At 68.4% G+C, this 19,209-nt stretch carries 20 protein-coding genes and 1 pseudogene; 10 read left to right on the top strand and 11 right to left on the bottom strand.

Features of this window, described 5'->3' with window-relative positions; translation table 11 throughout:
* Positions 1-214: 214 nt before the first annotated feature.
* From ACFXBC_RS25990 to ACFXBC_RS25980, 3 genes and pseudogenes are all read right to left on the bottom strand, one after another.
* Positions 215-361, bottom strand: a complete 147-nt coding sequence (locus ACFXBC_RS25990; RefSeq protein WP_385029139.1) for a hypothetical protein — start codon at positions 359-361, stop codon at positions 215-217.
* 146 nt (positions 362-507) lie between these two features.
* Positions 508-787, bottom strand: a pseudogene (locus tag ACFXBC_RS25985) (GDSL-type esterase/lipase family protein); the annotation flags it as partial.
* A 21-nt stretch (positions 788-808) separates the two neighbouring features.
* Positions 809-1,375 carry a PadR family transcriptional regulator gene (locus ACFXBC_RS25980; RefSeq protein ID WP_385029136.1) on the bottom strand — a complete coding sequence of 189 codons (567 nt, stop codon included), beginning with the start codon at positions 1,373-1,375 and terminating at the stop codon, positions 809-811.
* Between the two features lie 95 nt (positions 1,376-1,470).
* Here ACFXBC_RS25980 and ACFXBC_RS25975 point away from each other — a divergent pair, with 95 nt between their 5' ends.
* Together ACFXBC_RS25975 and ACFXBC_RS25970 are read left to right on the top strand one after the other, a co-directional pair.
* On the top strand, positions 1,471-1,863 hold the full coding sequence (locus ACFXBC_RS25975; protein ID WP_385029133.1) for a nuclear transport factor 2 family protein: 393 nt from the start codon (positions 1,471-1,473) through the stop codon (positions 1,861-1,863).
* 351 nt (positions 1,864-2,214) lie between these two features.
* Positions 2,215-2,481 (top strand): GlsB/YeaQ/YmgE family stress response membrane protein, encoded by a 267-nt coding sequence (locus ACFXBC_RS25970; RefSeq protein WP_385029130.1) that lies wholly within the window; start codon positions 2,215-2,217, stop codon positions 2,479-2,481.
* Between the two features lie 713 nt (positions 2,482-3,194).
* On the opposite strand, the gene ACFXBC_RS25965 is transcribed toward ACFXBC_RS25970, so the two are convergent.
* Positions 3,195-4,001 carry a helix-turn-helix domain-containing protein gene (locus ACFXBC_RS25965; RefSeq protein WP_385029127.1) on the bottom strand — a complete coding sequence of 269 codons (807 nt, stop codon included), beginning with the start codon at positions 3,999-4,001 and terminating at the stop codon, positions 3,195-3,197.
* The gene (locus ACFXBC_RS25960; protein WP_385029124.1) at positions 3,994-4,563 is read right to left on the bottom strand and encodes a carboxymuconolactone decarboxylase family protein; all 570 of its coding nucleotides are present in this window, start codon (positions 4,561-4,563) and stop codon (positions 3,994-3,996) included. The genes ACFXBC_RS25965 and ACFXBC_RS25960 overlap by 8 nt, the downstream gene beginning before the upstream one ends.
* 607 nt (positions 4,564-5,170) lie before the next feature.
* Between ACFXBC_RS25960 and ACFXBC_RS25955 the strand changes: the two genes are divergently transcribed.
* A complete protein-coding gene (locus tag ACFXBC_RS25955; protein ID WP_385029121.1) occupies positions 5,171-5,716 on the top strand; it encodes a GNAT family N-acetyltransferase in 546 nt (181 codons plus the stop codon).
* A gap of 122 nt (positions 5,717-5,838) precedes the next feature.
* Here ACFXBC_RS25955 and ACFXBC_RS25950 read toward each other — a convergent pair whose 3' ends face one another.
* Together ACFXBC_RS25950 and ACFXBC_RS25945 are read right to left on the bottom strand one after the other, a co-directional pair.
* The gene (locus ACFXBC_RS25950) at positions 5,839-6,627 is read right to left on the bottom strand and encodes a phosphatidylinositol-specific phospholipase C (RefSeq protein ID WP_385029118.1); all 789 of its coding nucleotides are present in this window, start codon (positions 6,625-6,627) and stop codon (positions 5,839-5,841) included.
* A 474-nt stretch (positions 6,628-7,101) separates the two neighbouring features.
* Positions 7,102-7,632 carry a DUF6790 family protein gene (locus tag ACFXBC_RS25945; RefSeq protein ID WP_385029115.1) on the bottom strand — a complete coding sequence of 177 codons (531 nt, stop codon included), beginning with the start codon at positions 7,630-7,632 and terminating at the stop codon, positions 7,102-7,104.
* Between the two features lie 57 nt (positions 7,633-7,689).
* Here ACFXBC_RS25945 and ACFXBC_RS25940 point away from each other — a divergent pair, with 57 nt between their 5' ends.
* On the top strand, positions 7,690-8,121 hold the full coding sequence (locus ACFXBC_RS25940; protein WP_385029112.1) for a MarR family winged helix-turn-helix transcriptional regulator: 432 nt from the start codon (positions 7,690-7,692) through the stop codon (positions 8,119-8,121).
* 82 nt (positions 8,122-8,203) lie between these two features.
* Here the strand turns inward: ACFXBC_RS25940 and ACFXBC_RS25935 are convergent, their stop codons facing one another.
* Positions 8,204-9,199, bottom strand: a complete 996-nt coding sequence (locus ACFXBC_RS25935; protein WP_385029142.1) for a GlxA family transcriptional regulator — start codon at positions 9,197-9,199, stop codon at positions 8,204-8,206.
* 188 nt (positions 9,200-9,387) lie between these two features.
* Between ACFXBC_RS25935 and ACFXBC_RS25930 the strand changes: the two genes are divergently transcribed.
* From ACFXBC_RS25930 to ACFXBC_RS25915, 4 genes are all read left to right on the top strand, one after another.
* Entirely contained in the window at positions 9,388-9,975 is a 588-nt protein-coding gene (locus ACFXBC_RS25930) for an isochorismatase family protein (RefSeq protein ID WP_385029108.1), read from the top strand.
* A complete protein-coding gene (locus tag ACFXBC_RS25925) occupies positions 9,972-10,718 on the top strand; it encodes an isochorismatase family protein (RefSeq protein ID WP_385029104.1) in 747 nt (248 codons plus the stop codon). Before ACFXBC_RS25930 ends, ACFXBC_RS25925 begins: the two co-directional genes overlap by 4 nt.
* Before the next feature lie 207 nt (positions 10,719-10,925).
* Complete coding sequence (locus ACFXBC_RS25920) at positions 10,926-12,062, top strand: hypothetical protein (protein ID WP_385029101.1); 1,137 nt, start codon at positions 10,926-10,928, stop codon at positions 12,060-12,062.
* A gap of 91 nt (positions 12,063-12,153) precedes the next feature.
* Positions 12,154-13,116 (top strand): phosphotransferase family protein, encoded by a 963-nt coding sequence (locus ACFXBC_RS25915; protein WP_385029098.1) that lies wholly within the window; start codon positions 12,154-12,156, stop codon positions 13,114-13,116.
* Positions 13,117-13,172: 56 nt separating this feature from the next.
* On the opposite strand, the gene ACFXBC_RS25910 is transcribed toward ACFXBC_RS25915, so the two are convergent.
* The 3 genes from ACFXBC_RS25910 to ACFXBC_RS25900 form a co-directional block, all read right to left on the bottom strand.
* Positions 13,173-13,637 (bottom strand): VOC family protein, encoded by a 465-nt coding sequence (locus tag ACFXBC_RS25910; RefSeq protein WP_385029095.1) that lies wholly within the window; start codon positions 13,635-13,637, stop codon positions 13,173-13,175.
* Positions 13,638-14,472: 835 nt separating this feature from the next.
* Positions 14,473-15,939: an amidase gene (locus ACFXBC_RS25905; protein ID WP_385029092.1), complete on the bottom strand. Its 1,467-nt coding sequence runs from the start codon at positions 15,937-15,939 to the stop codon at positions 14,473-14,475.
* Positions 15,940-16,090: 151 nt separating this feature from the next.
* The gene (locus ACFXBC_RS25900; RefSeq protein ID WP_385029089.1) at positions 16,091-17,011 is read right to left on the bottom strand and encodes a helix-turn-helix domain-containing protein; all 921 of its coding nucleotides are present in this window, start codon (positions 17,009-17,011) and stop codon (positions 16,091-16,093) included.
* 136 nt (positions 17,012-17,147) lie between these two features.
* On the opposite strand from ACFXBC_RS25900, the gene ACFXBC_RS25895 reads away from it, so the two are divergent.
* On the top strand, positions 17,148-18,065 hold the full coding sequence (locus ACFXBC_RS25895) for an MBL fold metallo-hydrolase (protein ID WP_385029086.1): 918 nt from the start codon (positions 17,148-17,150) through the stop codon (positions 18,063-18,065).
* 44 nt (positions 18,066-18,109) lie between these two features.
* Positions 18,110-19,209: carboxylesterase family protein (locus ACFXBC_RS25890; RefSeq protein ID WP_385029082.1), on the top strand; the 1,100-nt coding region annotated here is incomplete at its 3' end.

Raw genomic sequence — 19,209 nt, 5'->3', positions numbered from 1 at the left:
AAGCGCTACCTAAAGTCCATCCCAGCATCTCTCAGTCATCTGCATCCACACAGGTCAGGCCGATGACGCAGCTTCACCATGAATGAGAACGCACACTGGTGCCAGATGGACCGTCCCTGCGCATGCGGGCTGCACTCCCTGCCCGGCATTGATCTTGGTCAGCATGGGGGCCGTCCCTGCGCGTGCGGGCTGCACCTGACCCTGCCGGCAGCTCTCAGTCCGCGCGGAAGGCGGGCATCGACTCCGGTGTGCGGTCCAGGCGCAGCCGGGTGAGGCGTACCGAGTGCCGCCATCGGCCCCGGTCGATGGCGGCATCGCCCTCGAACTCACCAACGACGTCGGGTTGTACGCAGGATCTCATTCACAGCCCCGAACTATCGGCCCACTCGTTCCTGCCACTGCTCGTTTTGAGGCAACTTCCCCAGGCACCGCAGGGAGTTCGGCCGTCACTCACCGTGCACGGATCACAGAACCTGAGCCAGAACCTCGTTCTCGTGGACAAAACCAATCCAGGTGCCCGGCGGTTTCGTCAGCGTCGAAGGAGGGGCGCATCAGGTTGTTGACCCGGCCACGACAGTCGCCAGGTCTGGGCGCAGGGCGAGCGCGAGCGGCAGCTGCTCGGCGCGCACCTGTCCGGCGAGCCGCCGGCCGCGCACGGCCAGATTGGCGTACCGCATCCCGGGGTCGAGCTCCGCGGGCCGTTCGCGAGGCGGTCGGCGCAGCCGCGCAGACCGGTCGTGTCATCGCCGACGCCGTAGACCTCGGTCTGGCTGTCGACGAGGGCCACGTAGCGCGGGTGGGTAGGTCGTCATCGGCCGGACCTCGCCGTGCGCAGGTCGAGGATCTCCAGAGCGCGCTCGCCCCACCGCAGGTTCTCTTCCTCCAGGGAGATGCCGCGCAGCAGCGTCAGGTAGGGGCCGACCCGCTCGCCGTCCCGCAGGAATTCCTCTTCCGCCATGCCCTGCAGCAGGTGGGTGCGCACGCGCTCGTACCGGGCCAGCTTGCCCGTGGCCCACGCCATGCGCTCCTCGATGTGGGTCCGTACGGCGGCCGTGTCTCCGGCGTCCGCGGCCTGCACCTTCACCATCAGCTCGTCGCGCACGGCGACGGGCCGCGGTTCCTTGGTGGTGAACGCGGCGAGGCTGGCACGCCCGCCGTCGGTGAGCGTGAACAGCCGTTTGTTCGGTCTGCGTTCCTGCGGGACGAGCCGGGCCTCGATCAGGCCGTCGGCGGCGAGTCGCTCCAGCTCGCGGTAGAGCTGCTGGGGCGTCGCGGCCCAGAAGTTGGAGACGGACACATCGAAGATCTTCGCCAGGTCGTAGCCCGAAGCCTCGCCCTCCAGGAGGGCCGCGAGCACCGCGTATTTCAAAGACATCTGGACACCGTACAGTGATGCGATTATTTTCATCCACACCTATTAAACAATTTGCATATGGGTTCAACGGGGCCCGGATCAGGAAAGGTGTCGCCATGCAGGCACTCCGCAAGGCCGTGGAGGCGAACGACCACGAGGCGATCGAGGCGCTGCTCGCCAACGACGTCGTCTTCACCAGCCCAGTCGTCTTCAAGCCGTACCCGGGCAAGGCGATCACGATGGCGATCCTGCGCGCGGTGACCCGCGTCTTCGAGGACTTCCACTACGTCCGGGAGATCAACGACGCGAGCGGGTGCGACCACGTTCTCGTCTTCGAGGCGCGCGTCGGCGACCGCTCGATCAGCGGCGCCGACTTCCTGCACGTGAACGGCGAGGGCCTGATCGACGAGTTCACGGTCATGGTCCGCCCGCTGTCGGCGGCGAACGCCCTGCAAGCGGCTATGGCGGAACAGTTCGACCGGATCTCGAAGGAGGCCGCTCAGGCCTGACGGCGCACAAGCGCTCGGCACCGTCTTCTCCAGCGACGCCGAAAAGCCCTACCAGGTGGAAGAGAGGGCAGTGGAGGAGAGGGGAGAACGCGAGGCGCGTCAGGCCCGCGAGCAGGTCGAACGGGAAGGGAGAGCGTCAGGCAGGGAGATGGTACGGGCGTGGTGGGGCCGGCTGCCGCCACAGCACCGGACCGAGCTGTCCGACGCGCCGCCGGACCTTGGCCGGGTGTGGAGTGCTCCCGAGCGGATACCCGTATGTCGCCGGCCGTCCGCGCGGAGCACCCCGCGGGCAGACCTGGCGAACCCCCGTCGGGCCTTCCCCGGCACCACCTACAGCAAAGGACGCACACCGTGGGCATCATCGCCTGGATTCTCATCGGCCTCATCGCGGGCGCCATCGCCAAGGCACTCACGCCCGGCAAGGACCCGGGCGGCTGCCTCGTCACGATGCTCATCGGTATCGTCGGCGGTCTGCTCGGCGGCTGGCTCGGCAAGGTGATCTTCGGCGTGCACTCCATCAACGGCTTCTTCCACCTCTCGACGTGGATTGCCGCGATCGTCGGCTCGGTGATCGTGCTCCTGCTGTACCGCCTCCTCACCGGGCAGCGTTCGCGCTGACCGCGACCGGCGATCCGCGATCCGCGACCATCCGTAGCCGGATCCCCGGCCCGGGCCCCGTGTCCGGAGACCGCATGCCGGACTCCGTATCCGGACGGCGACCCGGAACGGCGCCGGTCCCGGGATTCACCTCCGCGACCGGGGCCGTTCACCGTTTCCGACGACAGAAAATGGACTGCCGCACGTCGGTCAGCGCGACGCTCCCCACCGGCCTCTGGCACTCGCGGCCGGGGGCCGAGCCGGGGAAGTGACGACGACCGGGCAGTGCGCGGGATCAAGTTGCCGCGTGCGCCCCTCCGCTGGACCTGTGTGCCGACACCATGCTCGGAGCGGGGCAGACTGCTGCCCCGCTCCGATGCAATGCAATGCAATGCAATGCAATGCAATGCAATGCAACTACATGGTGCGGTTGGGCCGGCTGGGCAAGTTCCAACGGCTCGGACGGCGAGCGCTGCCTCAGGGCATCCCGGTCGGCAAGCTCTCTCACGGGCCATAGCGACGGGCCAGTTCTTCCAGCAGCGGCTTCCAGTCCTCCGGCCTCCCGCGTCGGTTCACCGCCTTCCGGGGGGAGAGAGCGGACGCCGTATCCAGGGGGACACCCGAGGCCAGTACTCCAGCCCGACTTTGATGTCTGACCTGGGGAAACGTCGAGCGGTGGGTGTGGAACGGGACGGGTCACGGTCACATGCGGGTTCTGTCCGGCACCCACGAGGTCAGAGCTGCGCCGACTCGGCGAACTGACGTGCATGCAATCGAGTTTCGTCGTTCATCGGGAAGAAGCACTCGATGCGCAGTTCCTGCAGCGTCACGTCCTGCGGTGTCCCGAGCGTTGTCACGGTGGAGAAGAAGTCGAACCGCCGGTCAGCGCGCTTGTACCGGATCGGCACGATCGGCAGCACCGGTGTGGAGGCGTCGAGCGACCGCAGCGAGATCGGCACCCCGGGGTAGTCCAGTACCTCGTCAAGGATCCTCTGGGCGCGCTCATCGGTGACGCCCCCGATCGCCTCCCGGCGCACGCGCCGGACCAGCGCCTCGGCAACCTCCGGCCAGTTCGTTACGTGTCGGCGGACGCCGTCGGGGTGGAACATCCGGCGCAGCACGTTCGCCGGGCCGGGAGCTGTCCTCGCCTGCCCGTGCTGGAGGAAGGCGAAGAAGCGGCGGGCTGCGGTGTTGGTGTGCCGGATGTCCCAGCTGCGGTCCATCACCAGGGCCGGGAAGGGCTCCTGCTGCGCCAGGATGGTATCGAGCGCCTCACGGACGGCGGCGAGCGACGGCGCGTCCAGTTCGGACTCCGGGTATTCGGGCGCGAAACCAGCCTTGAGCAGCAGCGTGTTGCGCTCGCGCAAGGGTACGTCGAGTACCTCGGCGAGCTTGAGGACCATGGCCCGGCTGGGATTCGCGCGGCCGGTCTCGAGGAAGCACAGATGGCGGATCGACACCGCCGCCTCGGCGGCCAGAGCCAGCTGGCTCAACCGCCGGGCGCTCCTCCAGTGTTTCAACAGCGGACCGACCTCAGACACCACTCAAGTATCCCGTGGTCCACGCGTGCGGCTGCACCGCCGCCTCCAGCGGTGGCCGGGCGACGTTCGCCGTGTAGTTCGTCATCGCGGAGATGGCCACCCCGGTGATCACCTCGAACAGCTGCTCCTCACCGAAACCGGCCGCCGTGAAGGCCGCCACGTCCGCTTCATCGAGCCGGCCCCGCTTGTCGATGAAGGCGCGGGTGAGCGCCGACAGCGCCGCCATGCGCGGATCGGTGGGCAGATCGCCACGGCGCAGGGCCTCGACCACGGCCGGATCGACCCCGTCCGCGAGCGCTTCCAGCGTGTGGAAGGCGACTGCCCATTCACTTCCGTTGGCGACCGCATTGGACAGCAGCAGGACCTGCCGTTCGTCCGGACCGAACGTGCCGCCACCGCGGAAGTGCCCGAACGCGGAGAAGAAGGTGTTCAACAACGCCGGTGAGTTCGCCATGAGTCCCGCCGCGGCTGGAACGAACCCGAAGGCCCCCTGCAAGACTGTCAGCGGCTCCTTCGCGGCTTCGGACGCGGTATCGGCGGTGTGAATCCGGTAACTGGTCATGACCAGGAGTCTGCGGCAACCACCACATCGAACCAATTCCCTCGGAGGTAAATACACCCGACCAGCGAGTTCGCCCGGCCCGACAGGTGCAGGCCCACAGCATCGACAACCCCTGGGAAGGATCCGGGGGCCAGGCTGTCGTTGGGCGACGATCGGAGGAAGACTCCGACAGGCCCGTGAAGATCAGGCAGCAGAAACCATCCGCCGTGGCCTCGTACTGCTTCCCGCACGGCTCCCGCCGACAGCCGACTTTCGGGCCTGGGGGGCCGGACCTCTGTCAGGAGGCGGGCACGCAGACGACGCTGGTGGAGGGGCAGTCCACAGCCAGTCCGAGAAGGGTTTGGTGCCCGGCGGTGACGGCAGCCAGATCACAACGGAGCTTGTGCGGGGCGACGGTCGCCTCGGACAGGACGACTGCCTTGCGTGTGTCACATCTGCCCGCCGGGTTGAAGCCCCTGCTCCCGTGCTTGTACAGGGACCGCCGGCATCGGCTGGGGCTGTACCGGCGAGGAGGAGCGCGAGCACACGCGAATCCAGTAAACCGACGACGAATCCCCCGGTTATCCTGCCCTGCCCGCTCCCGGATCCAGAGAGGACCCACCTCCCCATGAGCAGTACCCCCTCATCCTTTCCCGAAGGGATCGAAATCACAGGTGAAGGTCTCGTCCTGCGCGACTGGACAGAATCAGACCTCGCCGCGATGCCGGACCTGTTCGACCATCCCGACATCGCGTACTGGACACCGATCGTCTCACCCTTCGACGACACAGCCGCCCGCGCACGACTGGAACGGGACCGGCAGATGCGGGGCGAGGGCACGACGATCCTGCTCGCCATTACCCTCGATGGCCACAGGCCACTTGGCGAGGTGATGCTTCGGCGCGTGCCCAGAGGCGCAGAAATCGGCTACGTAATCGGGCCGGCGCACCGCGGCCAGGGGCTGGCTGCACGAGCAGTGCGGCTGATGAGTGCATATGCCTTCGATCAACTCGGAGTGGGACAAGTGATCCTGGAATTGGAGGCCGAAAACCACGCGAGCATCGCCGTGGCAACCACGACCGGCTTCAGCCAGCTAGACATTCCGCTGATCAACGGAGAGGAAAAGGGCCGACCGTACAGCCTCCAGACATGGGGCCTCCTACCAGCTACCTGAGCAACACCACCCGGGACCATCACAGACCGAACTCACTCAGGTCCCGGCGAGGACCGGGCAAGGGGCAGGATCCATGGATGAACCTGTCCCAGCACCCAGCACCCAGCACCCAGCACCCAGCATCAGTGCCAGTTCCAGTCGATGAGAGTGCGCAGTGTGTCCGAGTGGAAGTCAGGGAAGTCCATGGGAACGATGCCCAGATGCGTACGGTCCGCCAGGCGGGCATTCAGATAGCTCTGCACCCCGGGCATGATCGCGTCCGCGTTGACCTTGGGCCAGCCACCACCCGCGTAACTGGTGAAGTTGATATACATCAAACCCGAATCCTGGTCCCCGGACACGTTGTCGAACTGTTGGATCACCTTCCCCGTCTTCGCAGACGGGCGCGACAGGCCCTGGTAGATGTCCTGGAGCGAGAACCACTGGTTGGACAGGAAATCGTTGTCCCCGCCGGGCCACTGCAGAATCGGCCAGTCATTGTCGAACTGGGCGATCAGAACAATCCGGCCACGCGCCTCACCGAGCGACGGCACACGGTCCGTCAGGAGAAACGACGGACGCCACCCCTTGGCGTCGAGATACACGTTCAGGACATCCTTGAAACGCGCGCCCACGTCGTTGTCCGTACCACTCTCCTTCTTCAACCGGACCACGACCGTCTCCCCCGGATGCTGTCGCAGGAAGTCCTTGCACTGATCCAGCACTTCATCGAAGGTGATGCCCTGGTAGAACCCCGCGTGGTACATCCCGAACGAGTCGTCGAGATGCCCCTCGAGACCGTTCGCCCGTAGATCCAGAAACCGGATGCCCCGCTGGAGCTGTTCGGTGATCCCCCAGTTCTGGGTGTGTGACCACTCGGTGCCCTTGGCAGGGTCGGTACAGCACGAATCGTGGGTACCCGGGATGGTCATCCGCAGCAGGGACAACCCGTCGGGCAAGCCTCCCATCCAGTCGGCCGGCGCTCCGCTGCCCGCAGGGGCAACGGCCCGACGCAACGGAACCTCAGCCCGTGCGACACCCCCTCCCGATACAAGAACAGCACCCGAAACAGCAGTTGTTGAACGTATGAAGGACCGACGGCTCAGTGTCATAAGACAGGTACTCCCCCACCAGGCCCCATTCGCAACATCTCAAACCAAGAAGTTGCCCTGCCACACGAGTGGTTTCAGGGGACCTGCCTTTCAGTGGACCTGCTGCCCGGCGCTGACCCGGCAGCCCTTGCCGAGGGGCTGGAAACATCCGCCCGAGCCGGCGCACTCCACCGGGAGACCGACTTCTCGCTGGAACGCTCATTCAGTCGGGAGTTCTTGGAGGGGCTTCCCCGCCTCGGAGTACGACGCCGCCTGCCCGGTAAGCAAGATCCGGCAGGCGGAGTCCGGCAGCCGTCAGACTGCCGGACGGCGGGTGGCCCGGCCGTGGCCGGAACCTGTGCGGCGGAGGTCGCGGGCTGCCAGGGCGATCATGACGGCGGGAATGAGGACGTCGTTGGCCAGGATGCCGCCCGTGTTCCCCGCGGCGTGGTCGCCGTGGGCGAACCACTGGTAGACGTGGCCGATCACCGCCCCCCACAGAAACGCGGCGGCCGCCAGCCCGCTCGTGAGGCGCTCGCGCGGCGACGCGGACGCGCCTCGGAAACCCAGCACGGCAAGGCCGAGGTTGGCGAAGGCGATCTCGAACTGGAACGGCGAGTGGGCGAAGCCGATGGTGTCGGCCATGGCCTGCGGGACCGCCAAGAACGACAGCGTGATCCACAGGCTGCCGATGCCGAGGGCGCCGACGGCCCACCAGCGCTGCCAGATTTCCGCCGCCGGCCGGCCCGGGTCGCGGCGGCGGCAGCTCAGCAGCGCTCCGAGAGCGGGCACCAGCATGAAGAGAAGCGGAAACGCGGTCCGCACCGCGTAGGGGAGAGTGTCCATGGCCTTGAGTGTTGCATGGTTAATATTAACGTTGCAAGTATCCGGTAGGGTGAACCCATGGACGAAGGACTGGCAGAACTCCTCTACCGCGTAGTCATGCTGATGAACGACGCAGCCCGGCGCCGCTCCGGCCCCGAACAGCGCCTCACGCCCAGCCAGCTACGGCTCCTTGGCACCCTCGAAGAGATCCAGCCGGCTACCCAGCACGAGCTCGCCGGAGCCCTCTCTCTGTCCGATCCCGCCATCAGCCGCGCCCTGCGCCCGCTGGAGGCGGAAGGCTACGTAACGATCAACACCGACCCCGCCCACCGGCGCCGGCGCCTGGTCTCCCTCACACCGACAGGCCAGAACACCTTCCAGGCCGAAGGCAAACCACTGGAAGAAGAACTCCGGTCCGCCCTTCTCGGGGCAGGCTTTCCCTACGACCGCTATCTCACAGACACCCACCGCCTCGCTGCACTGCTCACACCCCCCGGACCACAGCGCTGAACCCAGCCGCGCCGGATCCCCTTCCCCCGGCCGCCGAGTCCGAGCCGTCCCCCTCGTGCCGTGGCGCCGAAACCGCCCGGTATCACGGTGCCAAGGGCACCCGGAACCGGCGCCGGTACTCCGTCGGTGTCGTGTTCAGGCGGCGCCTGAACGCACGTACCAGCGTGTCCACCGTCCCGAACCCGCAGACGGCGGCGACGCGTTCCAGCGTGGCGTCGGAGGACTCCAGCTCATGGCGGGCCTTCTCCACGCGGACGGACTCGATGTACGCGTGCGGGGTCAGGCCCAGTTCGGTCTTGAACAGGCGGGTGAGGTGCCGGTCGCTCACGTGCGCGTACTCGGCCAGATCGACGACCGTCAGCGGTTCCGCGATGCGGCGCAGGATGTGGTGACGCAGGTCCTCGATACGGCGCGTCGTGGAGACCTGCTCCAGCGGGACGCTGAACTGGCTCTGCCCGCTGGGGCGTTTGAGGTACATCACCAGCTGGCGGGCCACCCGCAGAGCGACCGCCTCACCGAGATCGTCCGCGATCAGCGCCAGCGACAGATCCAGACAGGCACTGATCCCCGCACCCGTCCACACCTGGCCCTCGCGGATGAAGATCGGATCGGCATCGACCCGCACCGCCGGGTGATCGGCGGCCAGTTGTCGCGCGGTCGACCAGTGGGTGGTGGCGCGCTTGCCGTCGAGGAGCCCGGCAGCGGCCAGCAGATGCGCCCCCACACACACGGACGTGACCCGGTGCGCCCGAGCGGCGAGCACCTTCACCCAGGCCACGAGCGCCGGGTCGACCAGCGGATGCACCCGTCCCGCCCCATCGACCTCCACCGCCCCGGGCACGATGAGCGTGTCGATCCCGCCCTCCGCCACCTCCTGGAAAGTGACATCGGGCAGGATGCGTACGCCCGCGCCCGTGGTGACCGGTCCCCTGTTCTCCGCGGCGAGTACGACCTGGTAGCCCGCCGCCTCGTCGGTCTCGCGCAGGGCGAGTGAGAACACCTCCGGCGGGCCGGTGACGTCGAGCAGGTCGACGCCCTCGAAGAGCACGATGACGATCAGCCGCCTGCCCGCACCCATGCCGGTGCCGGTGACTGTGTTTGGCACGGGGCCCCCTGAGTCTGGCCGACAGGCCGCGGTCGGTGTGTCGGTATCTGCATGTTAGACGTCATTGCCGACGTAGCGCTGGGTCCATAGCGTTACTGACGCAGCCCGACGGAACACCCCGGACTGCCTCCCTCCCCCGTAATTCCTAAGGCGGTACACCCATGTCCCGAACCACGCTGCGCGAGCTCAACGGCTTCGACCAGGCGCCCGCGAAGCTGGCCGGCTCGACGCTGATCCTCATCGACTTCCAGAACACCTACACCCAGGGAGTCATGGAACTCGACGGCTGGGAGAAGTCCCTCGACGCCGCCGCGCAGCTGCTGGCACGGGCCCGCGAGGCCGGCACCAAGGTCGTGCACGTCATCAACGACGGTGGCGAGGGCACCCCGTACGACATCCGAGCCGAGATCGGCCGGATCCACCCCCGGGTCGCGCCCTTCGAGGACGAACCCGTCGTCGTGAAGCAGGCCCCGAACGCCTTCGTCGGCACCGACCTGGACACCCACCTCAAGGAGGGCCAGGACGTCATCATCGCGGGCTGGATGACCCACATGTGCGTGACGTTCACCGCCCAAGGCGCATTCCTGAACGGCAACCGTCCCACCGTCGTCGCCGAGGCCACCGCCACTCGCTCACTTCCGGTCGCGGGCACCGACCTCGACGCCTGCCAGGTCCACTACAGCGCCCTCGCCACCATCGCGGACCTGTACGGAGTCGTGGTCGCGACGCAGAAGGAGATCACCCGATGAAGCCCAAGCTGCTCCGCCCGGCCGCCGCACTGGGCGCGGCCACCGTCCTCGCCGCCACCATGACAGCGTGCGGCGGAAGCTCCGAAGCCGCCACCCGCGCCGACGGCCACGGCCGGCACGACCAGAGCAGCCCCCGGAAGAGCCACGAGAAGGACTACGCCAAGGACACGACCACGCTGCGGCAGCTGACGAAACAGGACGAGACCCCGGCGAAGCTCTCGGACGCCACGCTGGTCCTGGTCGACTATCAGAACGTCTACACCGGGGGCACGATGGAGCTCACCGGCTGGCGCGAAGCGGTCAAGAACACCAAGGCTCTCCTCGACCGGGCCCGCAAGGCGCACACCCCGGTCATCCACATCGTGGAGAAGGGCTACGACCTCAAGTCGAAAGCGGGCCGGATCATCCCCGCACTCAAGCCGGCCAAGGGCGAGACCGTCGTCGAGAAGGCCGTCCCCAACGGTTTCCACGACACGAACCTCAACGCGGAACTCAAGAGGACCGGCCGCAAGAACGTCATCATCGCCGGCTTCATGACCCACATGTGCACCCTGTTCACCACCGAGGGCGCCGTCTACAACGGCTACCGCCCGACCGTGATCGGCGACGCTTCGGCGACCCGCCCTCTCCCCCTCAAGGGCAACCCCCGCGGCATCCCCGCCGCCCAGGTGCACGAGGCCGCGCTCGCCACCGTCCAGGACCGCTTCGGCGTCGTGGTGCCCAAGCAACGCGATCTCAAGTAACGCGATCTCAAGTAACGCCCAGCCCTCTGTACGCGGTGGGGAGGGAACTCGCACGCTCTCTCCCCACGGCACCCCTCGCCCCCCAAGTCCCCCCGTTCCCCCCATCCCCCCCATCCCCCCCATCCCCCCAACTGAAGGTTCCCCCATGTCTCAGAGCCCCCCGCACTCCAGCAATCCGTACTCGATATCCCCATGGAGAAAACGAAGATGGCTACGCGCAGAGGATTCATAGGCAGCGCTACGGGAGTCGGAACTGCCGCCCTGCTCGGCTACTCGGCAGCCCCGAGTGCCGCGAACACCTCGACGGCGGGCACCGTGACCACCGCTGCGGTCACCCAGGAGCAGGCCCGCGAGTCGATGTTCGTCGTCAACGCGGGCATGCGCACCAACTACGCGACGCTGAAAGCCGAGTTGATCAAGCATCTCTCCCCGGTGGTCGTCGTGCAGAACGACGCCAAGGGCGGCCGGTTCACGCTTGTCACCAAAGACGGGCAGGAGTCCGTCAACCCGGTGGCCCAGACCTTCGAGCTGGCGAAGTCCATCGCCCACACCCCGCTCGGCGTCTTCTCGGTGATCGCCTCATACCTCGCGGACAAGATCCCGAACCTGCCGAACGCGGAGCGCATCGACCCGCACGACCTGATGATGGTCGCCTACAACGACGACACGTCCACCGCGTGGATCGAGCCGCTGAAGGCGTACGCCGCCAAGCTCTCCACCGCCCGCCAGAACCTGCCGTCCGCCGGACTGCCGGCCGCGTTGCAGACGTCATGCGCCGCGATCCTCGACGGCGCCCTGGCGTTCATCAAGGCATCGGTCGCCGCGAAGCACTTCGACATGGCGTCGTTCGAGCAGTTCTCCGCCAGCGTCTACCCGGCCATCCGCACCAACATGGAACATGCCTCACAGGCCCAGATCAAGGGCGTGCAGGACACCATGAAGACCTGGCGTGCCAAGGTCGGCGAGACGGCCTGGGCCGATCTGTACTGCGTGGTGATCTCACAGTGGACCACCAGCGTGCTCAACCAGAACACCATCATCATCAAGGACTGCATGAACGCGGCGAAGGTCGCCACCCACCTGATCGACCTGCCCGGCCTGGAGCCGCCGGCGGACCCGGTCTTCACCGCGCTCGACAATCTGGCCCGCATCGTGCAGGACAACATCGCGGCGGAGATGGTCTTCCCGAAGGACACCGGCGTCGCCGACGCCCTCAAGGGCCAGCAGGATCTCCTCTCCGACGAGATCCTCAACCAGCTCGGCAGCAAGAACGTGACGACGGCGCAGGCGGCCCCGCAGTACAACACGGTTGCCTCCCCGGGGGTGTGCCCCGTCCGGAAGTAGCCGCAGCCCCGGAGACCCGCCCCGTCGGCTCCCCCCGCCCCCGCAGAAAAGGCCTTTGCGCGGGCCGCCGCCCCGATGGTGAGGTGGCGGGATGACCCACCACGATGAGGCGGCCGCCGTCCGCCCGGAAACCCTGGCCTGGGCGAACCGGCACCTGGAGACCGGCGAGCGGATCGTCCGAGCCGAGCCTCTGCACGGCGGCATCACAGCCGACGTGCGGAGGCTGACCATCACCACGCGCAGCGGAGCCACCCGTCACCTGGTCCTGCGGAGCTTCACCGACCCGGGCTCCGTGCAGCACGCCGTGGACTGGCTGGGGCGGGAGGCCGGCGCCCTGACCCTGCTCACCGGGACCGATGTGCCGGCTCCCGGACTGGTCGCGGTCGATTCGAGCGCAGCGCACTGTGCGTATCCCTCGCTCCTGATGACCCATCTGGCAGGCCGCACGGTCCTGGGCGACGAGGGACTGGAGACCCGCATCCCCCGGCTGGCCCGCCAGCTCGTGGCGATCCATGCGCTACGTCCCGCCGAACCGCCCCCCGAGTACGTGGCGTTGACGACCGCCGACACCGTCGTCGTTCCCAGGGGCGCCGACGCGAGGCTATGGGCTGCGGCGATCGACGTGATCCGCAAGCCCGCGCCGCCGTACGAAGGGCGGTTCCTGCACCGGGACTTCCAGCCCGGCAACGTGCTGTTCGAGCAGCCGACCTCACCCTCGGCCGATGCCCCGATCACCGGGGTCGTCGACTGGGCGGCGGCCTCCTGGGGCCCGGTGGATCTCGATGTGGCGCACTGCTCGACCGTTCTCGCACTGCTGCACGGCCCCGCGTGGGGTCTGCGGTTCACCGAGGCGTACGAGGAGGCCGGCGGGGTACTGGCCGCAGCGCGGGGCGACCGGCTGTACTGGCAGGTACGGGACGCGCTGGCAAGCTCGGAAGAAGTGCGGCAGGTGGCGCGGCCGTGGCAGGAGGCCGGCAGGACAGAGCTGACGACGCGGGCACTGGAGGAACGGCTCGACGCCTACATCACTGCCCTCATGGACACACTGGGCTGAGCCCACAAGCTCACCCCGGCGTCGATTGCCGACTGGCCAAGACCGCCGCCCGCTGCTCAATCGTGTGCCGCTCCGGGCTCGGGAGCGGGGTCAGCATAGATACCACGGAGCATGCCAGTGGCCTGCCCCAGCTCGATCAGATAGCCGTCAGGGTCACGGAGATAACAGCGAATCTCCGCTTTCCGGTCAATCGGCTCGGTAATGAAATCCGCCCCCCTCGCGCTCCACTCCTCATAAACAGCCTGAATGTCAGCCACACGAATATTGAGAAAACATGTCGCAGCACTCCGGTCATCCGGCGGATGCAGAGTAATCCCGGGCTTGTCCGGAGTGGGACCACCACCCGGATTCATGATGAGCCAGCTGTTCGCAAGCCGGACGGTGCACGGGTTCTCGGCCAGTACCAGTTCTCCGCCCAAGACCTCGGTGTAGAAGGTCCGTGAGCGGGGCACGTCAGCGACGGTGAGGAAGTAGCTGAGAAGCATTCCGGACTCGGGGGCGGGGAAACTTTCCTCAGGCATCGGGCAGACCTTCCTCTGGGAGTGGCGTCTATCGGTCGGCTGGTGTGTGCGGCCCGTGAGCGGCGGCCCTCTTCCCGGCCGGTCCACAGAGATCGAACAGCGGAGGTGGTCGGCCCCTGCGGGCTGGGGTAGAGAGTCACCGGCCACCAGTGGTGGAGAACGGGTGTGTGCCAGTCGTAACTTGCCGACGTTCTGGGCCCGCACGTGCAGCGCCTCCCGGGTACCTCCGGTATCTCCCCAGTCCTCGACGCGTAACCGGGACCAGGGGGGTGCGGCTTACTGGGTTTGCCTGGTGTCCATATCGGCAGTCCCTTTGCTCTGCGGTGTCGGACACCTCAGGGCGTGACCGATCTTCCGTGGCGCCCCCGTCGTCCGAGCCGGACATCGCCTGCGGTGCGGCAGCTCCGCCTGTGCAGCCCGCTCGATTCCCCGCGCCGACGACCTTCCGCGGGCCGACCGGCCGGGCCATCGGACGGCAGAGGGAGGGGGGATCCACTGCTCACCATGCTGCGCACCGTCCGGCTCCCCCGCAACTTCGATATGGGGATCGCGGGCCGTCACTTACCTCTGTCTCCATTCGCGCCGCCATGACGCACATCCCGCGGCCCATAGCCGGCGCCCCGCTTCCGGGGCCGCCGGCTGCCGGCGAAGGACGGCCGGGGTGTGGCGTTGTGGGCCATCCTGGCCGGCCGGCTTCTGCTCCTCATTTGTCTGCCGGCGGTTCTCGCCTATTTCGGGCTCATGGTCGGACTGGCGTTGACGAGTACAGCCTGGTGATGTCCCGGGCGCATCGCGGCAGAGTGGAGAACACGCTGCCCGCCAGGCACGGTCCTGGTCAGGGCCGGGCAGCCGGCCCCGGTGCCTGGAATCCTCCGATCCTCTCTTCGAGCAGTTCGCCAAGGCGCAGCGGGGTGCGGTCCTCGTGCATCGGGCCGACGAGCTGCACTCCCACCGGGAGTCCCCCGGGAGACACGCCCGTCGGTATGGCGGTGGCGGGCAGGCCGGGCATGGTGGGCAGACCGGCCCAGACGAGCTGGTCGAAGTACGGGTAATCGACGCCGTCGATGTCGATCCGGCGTTTGTCCACTGCGGGGTTGTGGTCGTGCGGGAAGGCGGGGGTGGGCGTGACGGGACACACCACGGCGTCGAACTCGGTGAAGAGCCGCCGCCAGGCCTGCCGGTGGAGTTCGCGGCGGCTGTCCGCCTGGAGCCAGTCGTGGTGGGTGAAGACCATGGCCCGCTGCCGTGCGGCTTCCAGGCTCCGGTCGTCGGCGCTCAGTGCGGCGGCCCTGGCCCGCAGCTGCTCGTACGAGCCGACGGGAAAGCGTGCGACGGAGCTTGAGAACAGCAACTGTGTATAGAGGACGGCGGCTTCGGCCAGGTCTGGCAGGAGCGGACTCCGCCGCTCCACACGTGCGCCGCCGTCCAGGAGCGCGTCGGCCACCCGGTTCACGCCCGCCTGCACAGCGGACCCGGTCGGGATCAACGGGTGCTGGTCGAGGACCAGGACCCGGAAGCCGTGGAGCTGGTCGTGACGTGCGGGTGGCAGTCTCACCTCGTGTGCCACACCGAGCGTCAGGGGGTCCGGTCCGGCCATGACATCGAGCAGAAGCGTGAGGTCGCGGGCGCTGCGTGCCATCGGGCCGACGACGGCGAGGTCGAGGTCGGCCGGCAGCGCCGGCGTGCCGGGGGGCGTCATGCCGCGGGGCGCCGCCAGGCCGAGCGTCGGCTTGTGGGCGTAGATGCCGCAGAAGTGCGCGGGGGTGCGCAACGAGCCTGCGAGGTCGGAGCCGATGGACAGGGCGCCGAATCCGGACGCCAGGGCCGCCGCCGATCCACCGGACGAGCCGCCCGGCGTACGACTGTGATCCCACGGGTTGTTGGTGGTCCCGTACATGTCGTTGAAGCTCTGTATGTCCTGCAGCCCAAAAGGCACATTGGTCTTGCCGAGCACCACCGCGCCCGCGTTCCTGAGCCGGGACACCTGCACCGCGTCCTCGGCCGGCAGATGGCCGCGGTGGGGCGGCATGCCCCAGGTCGTGGGCAGCCCGGCGATGTTGTAGCACTCCTTGACCGTTACCGGGATACCGAGCAGGGGCCGGTCCTCACCGCGGGCGCGGGCCCGGTCGGCGCGGCTCGCGGCCTCCCGTGCACGGTCGAAGTCCGGCACGCAGATCGCGTTGACCGCTTTGTCCTCCCGCTCGATACGGGCGATCGCCTGGTCGGTCAGTTCTTCCGAGGTCACTTCACCGGCACGCAGGGCGGTCGTGAGTTCTTCGGCCGTCCGAAAATTCCTATCCATGAATCCGACCGTAGCGACCCCTTCGAGAGGTCACGAAATACCTTTTTCCACAATGGGCTTCGGGGACTGACTGTCCCTGACTGCCCGTGGGTTGGGGTTGTCGTGGGCCGTTGAGGGCTCCGTGGTCATCGTGCGGTTTCACCGCACTGCCTCAGTCCTGCCGGGCCGCCCTCGCGGTGGCGACGGCGCCCGGGCCGTCGTTGTCCGTGTGCGGGGCCCGGCTGCCGCTCATCTGCCGGAGCAGCGTGAGGGCCTGGCCGGACGAGGATCCGGCGGGGGTGGTGCACACGATGAGCATCTGGTCCGGTGAACGGGCGATGGAGAGTGTCTGCTGTGTGACCGTCACCCTGCCGACGACGGGGTGGTGCAGCTCGTAGGAGGCGGCGTCGCAGGGCGTCACCCGGTGGTCCGCCCACAGGGCGACGAACTCCGGGCTCTTCATGGTCAGTTCGCCGATCAGCTCCGCGAGCAGCGGGTCGTCCGGGTGTCTGCCGACGGCGATGCGCAGGTTGCCGACCACTGCGCGGGCCTTGGGCTTCCAGTTCGCGTACAGCTCCCGGCAGTGCGGGTCCAGGAACAGCATGCGGGTCATGTTCGGGCGCCGCGCCGGGTCCTGCGGGCCGAGCGGGTCCAGGTGGCCGGCCAGCAGGGCGTGGCCCAGGGTGTTCCAGGCCAGTACGTCCGTACGGCGGCCGAGCACGAGCGCCGGGACGCCGTCGACGGCGCGGAGGAGGTCGCGGGTTTCGCCGGCGAGCCTCTCGGGGCGCGGGCGGCGCACCCGGGGCGTGTGGCGGGCGGCGCCGGCGAGCCGGCCGACGTGCTCGCGCTCATGGTCGTCGAGCAGCAGAGCGCGGGCGATCGCGTCGAGTACCTCGGCCGAGGCCCCGCGGGACAGGCCCTGCTCCAGCCGTGTGTAGTACGAGACGCTGACGCCGGCCAGTTGGGCCAGTTCCTCGCGCCGGAGTCCGGCCACCCGTCTGCGGGGCCCGAGGTCGCGCAGGCCGACATCCGCGGGGCGCAGCCGCGCCCGCCGGGCTTGGAGGAAGACGCCGAGTGGGCCGGGATCGCTCATGACCCCAGTATTCGTGCGCGGCCGGATCCCGGCCACACCCTGCGAGGGGTAGGACAAGCCGGGAGTGGTGCGTGGCGGTCCGCGGTCCCAGGCTCGGTCTCATTCGGTCACATCCCCCGGACCCGAGGACAGACGTATGGATCAGAACCCGGAGCAGCTCATCCTTGGCGACGTCACCGTCACCCGTATCAAGGAGTTCTACGGCCCGGTCGGGATGTCCCCGGCACAGTTCTTCCCGGACAGCTCCCACAGTTCGTGGGAGGGGAACCTCGACTGGCTGGCACCCGACTTCTGGCACCCGGCGACGGACGAGTGCCATTCGGCGATCCAGTCCTGGCTGCTGCGCAGCGAGGGGCGCACCATTCTTGTCGATACCGGTGTGGGCAACCACAAGGACCGCCCCTACGCACTGGTGTGGAGCCGGCTGGACACGGACTACCTCGGCCGGCTCGCCGCTGCCGGGCTGCGGCCCGAGGACATCGACATTGTGATCAACACCCATCTGCATGTCGATCATGTCGGCTGGAACACCCGCCTCGACGGCCGGGACTGGGTGCCGACCTTCCCCAACGCCACGTATCTGATGAACCGTCGGGACTTCGACTTCTGGAACCCGGCCAACGAGAACACGTCCGTACTGGGCCGCGGGAACCAGAACGTCTTCGAGGACAGTGTCACACCCGTCCACCGGGCGGGACTCACCCGGCTGTGGGAGGAGACGTACCGGATCGACAAGAACCTGCGTCTTGATCTCGCTCCCGGGCACACCCCCGGCTCGTCCGTGCTCACCCTGCGCTCCGGCAGCGACCGGGCCCTTTTCGTCGGAGATCTCGTGCATACCGCGCTGCAGATCGCCGAGCCCGGGACCAACTCCTGCTTCTGTGAGGATCCGGCACAGTCCCGGGCCACCCGGCACCGGCTGCTCGGAAATGCCGCCGACGACAACGCGCTGGTCTTCCCCGCGCACTTCGGCGGCCACGGCGCCGCGCAGGTCGCCCGCGACGGGTCGAGGTTCACGGTCAAGGAGTGGGCCGCCTTCTCCCGTATGTCCTGATCCCGCCACCCGAGAGGTCCCCCACCCGAGAGGAAGAGTCTCCCGTGCTCCAGCAGACAGAACCGTTGGCCGAAACCCCCGCGGGCACCGTGCGCGGCGTCCGTGACGGATCCGGTGAGCGCTACCGCGCCCTCCCCTACGCTGCGGCGCCGACCGGCGCCGGCCGTTTCGCACCGCCGGACCCCCACCCGGGCTGGGCCGGTGTACGGGACGCCACGCGGCCCGCGCCCACGGCTCCGCAGCCGTCCCGCGACTTCGGCCGGCTCGACATGTCCCCCTACTTCGGTCCGGGCTGGGTGCCCGGCGACGAGTACCTGACCGTCGATGTGCACACGCCTGCCGCTGACGGCGCCAGACGCCCCGTCATGGTCTTCGTGCACGGTGGCGGGTTCGTCACCGGGTCGAGCCGCGCCGCGCTCCACGACGGCAGCGCCTTCGTCCGCGACGGCGTCGTGCTGGTGACGGTGAACTACCGACTCGGCATCCCCGGGTTCCTCGATCTGGCGGGTGCCCCGCCCAACCGCGGGCTGCTCGATGTGCTCGCCGCGCTCAGCTGGGTGCAGGCGACGATCGCGGTGTTCGGCGGCGACCCCGGCAACGTCACGGTCTTCGGCCAGTCGGCGGGCGCCACGCTCACCGGCGCGCTGCTCGCGGCACCGGAGGCAGGCGGCCTGTTCCGCCGGGCGGTCATGCAGAGTGGCACCGGCACCGGTGCGTTCACCCCGGAGCAGGCGGGGCGGGTGACCGCCGCGGCGGCGGCCGCGCTGGGCGTCGAGCCGACCGCCGAAGCGTTCGCCCCGGTCCCGGACGAGCACTTCCTCGCGGTCCTGCCCGCACTGGCCGGCCTCGATCTGCGCACCCGTACCGCGACGGACCCGCTGGCCGGGCTCAGCCCGTTCGGCCTGGTCCTGCCCGCCCAGCCGGCCGACAGCCTCGCCGACGGTCCGGCCGCCGGCGTCGATCTGCTCATCGGCACCAACTCCGCAGAGGGGCACCTGTACGTCGTACCGCAGGGCGGCCTGGAGTCCACCACGGAGGCCGACCTGTCCGCCCTCGCCGCGGGGGTGGAGACGTGCACGTGGTACGGGGGGGACGCGGACGCGACCACATCGGGCGGGCGCGAAATGAGGGAGAGGGGTGGCGT

Origin of the sequence: Streptomyces sp. NPDC059398 (genome assembly GCF_042751845.1) — a bacterium.
Taxonomy (GTDB): Bacteria; Actinomycetota; Actinomycetes; order Streptomycetales; family Streptomycetaceae; genus Streptomyces.
The sequence above is the reverse complement of the archived record's forward strand: the minus strand, read 5'-3'. Positions and strand labels throughout refer to the sequence as shown.

Excerpts from the sequence above, each read along its gene's own strand:
- ACFXBC_RS25990 (WP_385029139.1), bottom strand. The coding sequence starts at position 361 with ATGAGATCCTGCGTACAACCCGACGTCGTTGGTGAGTTCGAGGGCGAT.
- ACFXBC_RS25980 (WP_385029136.1), bottom strand. The coding sequence starts at position 1,375 with ATGTCTTTGAAATACGCGGTGCTCGCGGCCCTCCTGGAGGGCGAGGCT.
- ACFXBC_RS25975 (WP_385029133.1), top strand. The coding sequence starts at position 1,471 with ATGCAGGCACTCCGCAAGGCCGTGGAGGCGAACGACCACGAGGCGATC.
- ACFXBC_RS25960 (WP_385029124.1), bottom strand. The coding sequence starts at position 4,563 with ATGACCAGTTACCGGATTCACACCGCCGATACCGCGTCCGAAGCCGCG.
- ACFXBC_RS25955 (WP_385029121.1), top strand. The coding sequence starts at position 5,171 with ATGAGCAGTACCCCCTCATCCTTTCCCGAAGGGATCGAAATCACAGGT.
- ACFXBC_RS25950 (WP_385029118.1), bottom strand. The coding sequence starts at position 6,627 with ATGACCATCCCGGGTACCCACGATTCGTGCTGTACCGACCCTGCCAAG.
- ACFXBC_RS25945 (WP_385029115.1), bottom strand. The coding sequence starts at position 7,632 with ATGGACACTCTCCCCTACGCGGTGCGGACCGCGTTTCCGCTTCTCTTC.
- ACFXBC_RS25940 (WP_385029112.1), top strand. The coding sequence starts at position 7,690 with ATGGACGAAGGACTGGCAGAACTCCTCTACCGCGTAGTCATGCTGATG.
- ACFXBC_RS25935 (WP_385029142.1), bottom strand. The coding sequence starts at position 9,199 with ATGGGTGCGGGCAGGCGGCTGATCGTCATCGTGCTCTTCGAGGGCGTC.
- ACFXBC_RS25930 (WP_385029108.1), top strand. The coding sequence starts at position 9,388 with ATGTCCCGAACCACGCTGCGCGAGCTCAACGGCTTCGACCAGGCGCCC.
- ACFXBC_RS25925 (WP_385029104.1), top strand. The coding sequence starts at position 9,972 with ATGAAGCCCAAGCTGCTCCGCCCGGCCGCCGCACTGGGCGCGGCCACC.
- ACFXBC_RS25920 (WP_385029101.1), top strand. The coding sequence starts at position 10,926 with ATGGCTACGCGCAGAGGATTCATAGGCAGCGCTACGGGAGTCGGAACT.
- ACFXBC_RS25915 (WP_385029098.1), top strand. The coding sequence starts at position 12,154 with ATGACCCACCACGATGAGGCGGCCGCCGTCCGCCCGGAAACCCTGGCC.
- ACFXBC_RS25910 (WP_385029095.1), bottom strand. The coding sequence starts at position 13,637 with ATGCCTGAGGAAAGTTTCCCCGCCCCCGAGTCCGGAATGCTTCTCAGC.
- ACFXBC_RS25905 (WP_385029092.1), bottom strand. The coding sequence starts at position 15,939 with ATGGATAGGAATTTTCGGACGGCCGAAGAACTCACGACCGCCCTGCGT.
- ACFXBC_RS25900 (WP_385029089.1), bottom strand. The coding sequence starts at position 17,011 with ATGAGCGATCCCGGCCCACTCGGCGTCTTCCTCCAAGCCCGGCGGGCG.
- ACFXBC_RS25895 (WP_385029086.1), top strand. The coding sequence starts at position 17,148 with ATGGATCAGAACCCGGAGCAGCTCATCCTTGGCGACGTCACCGTCACC.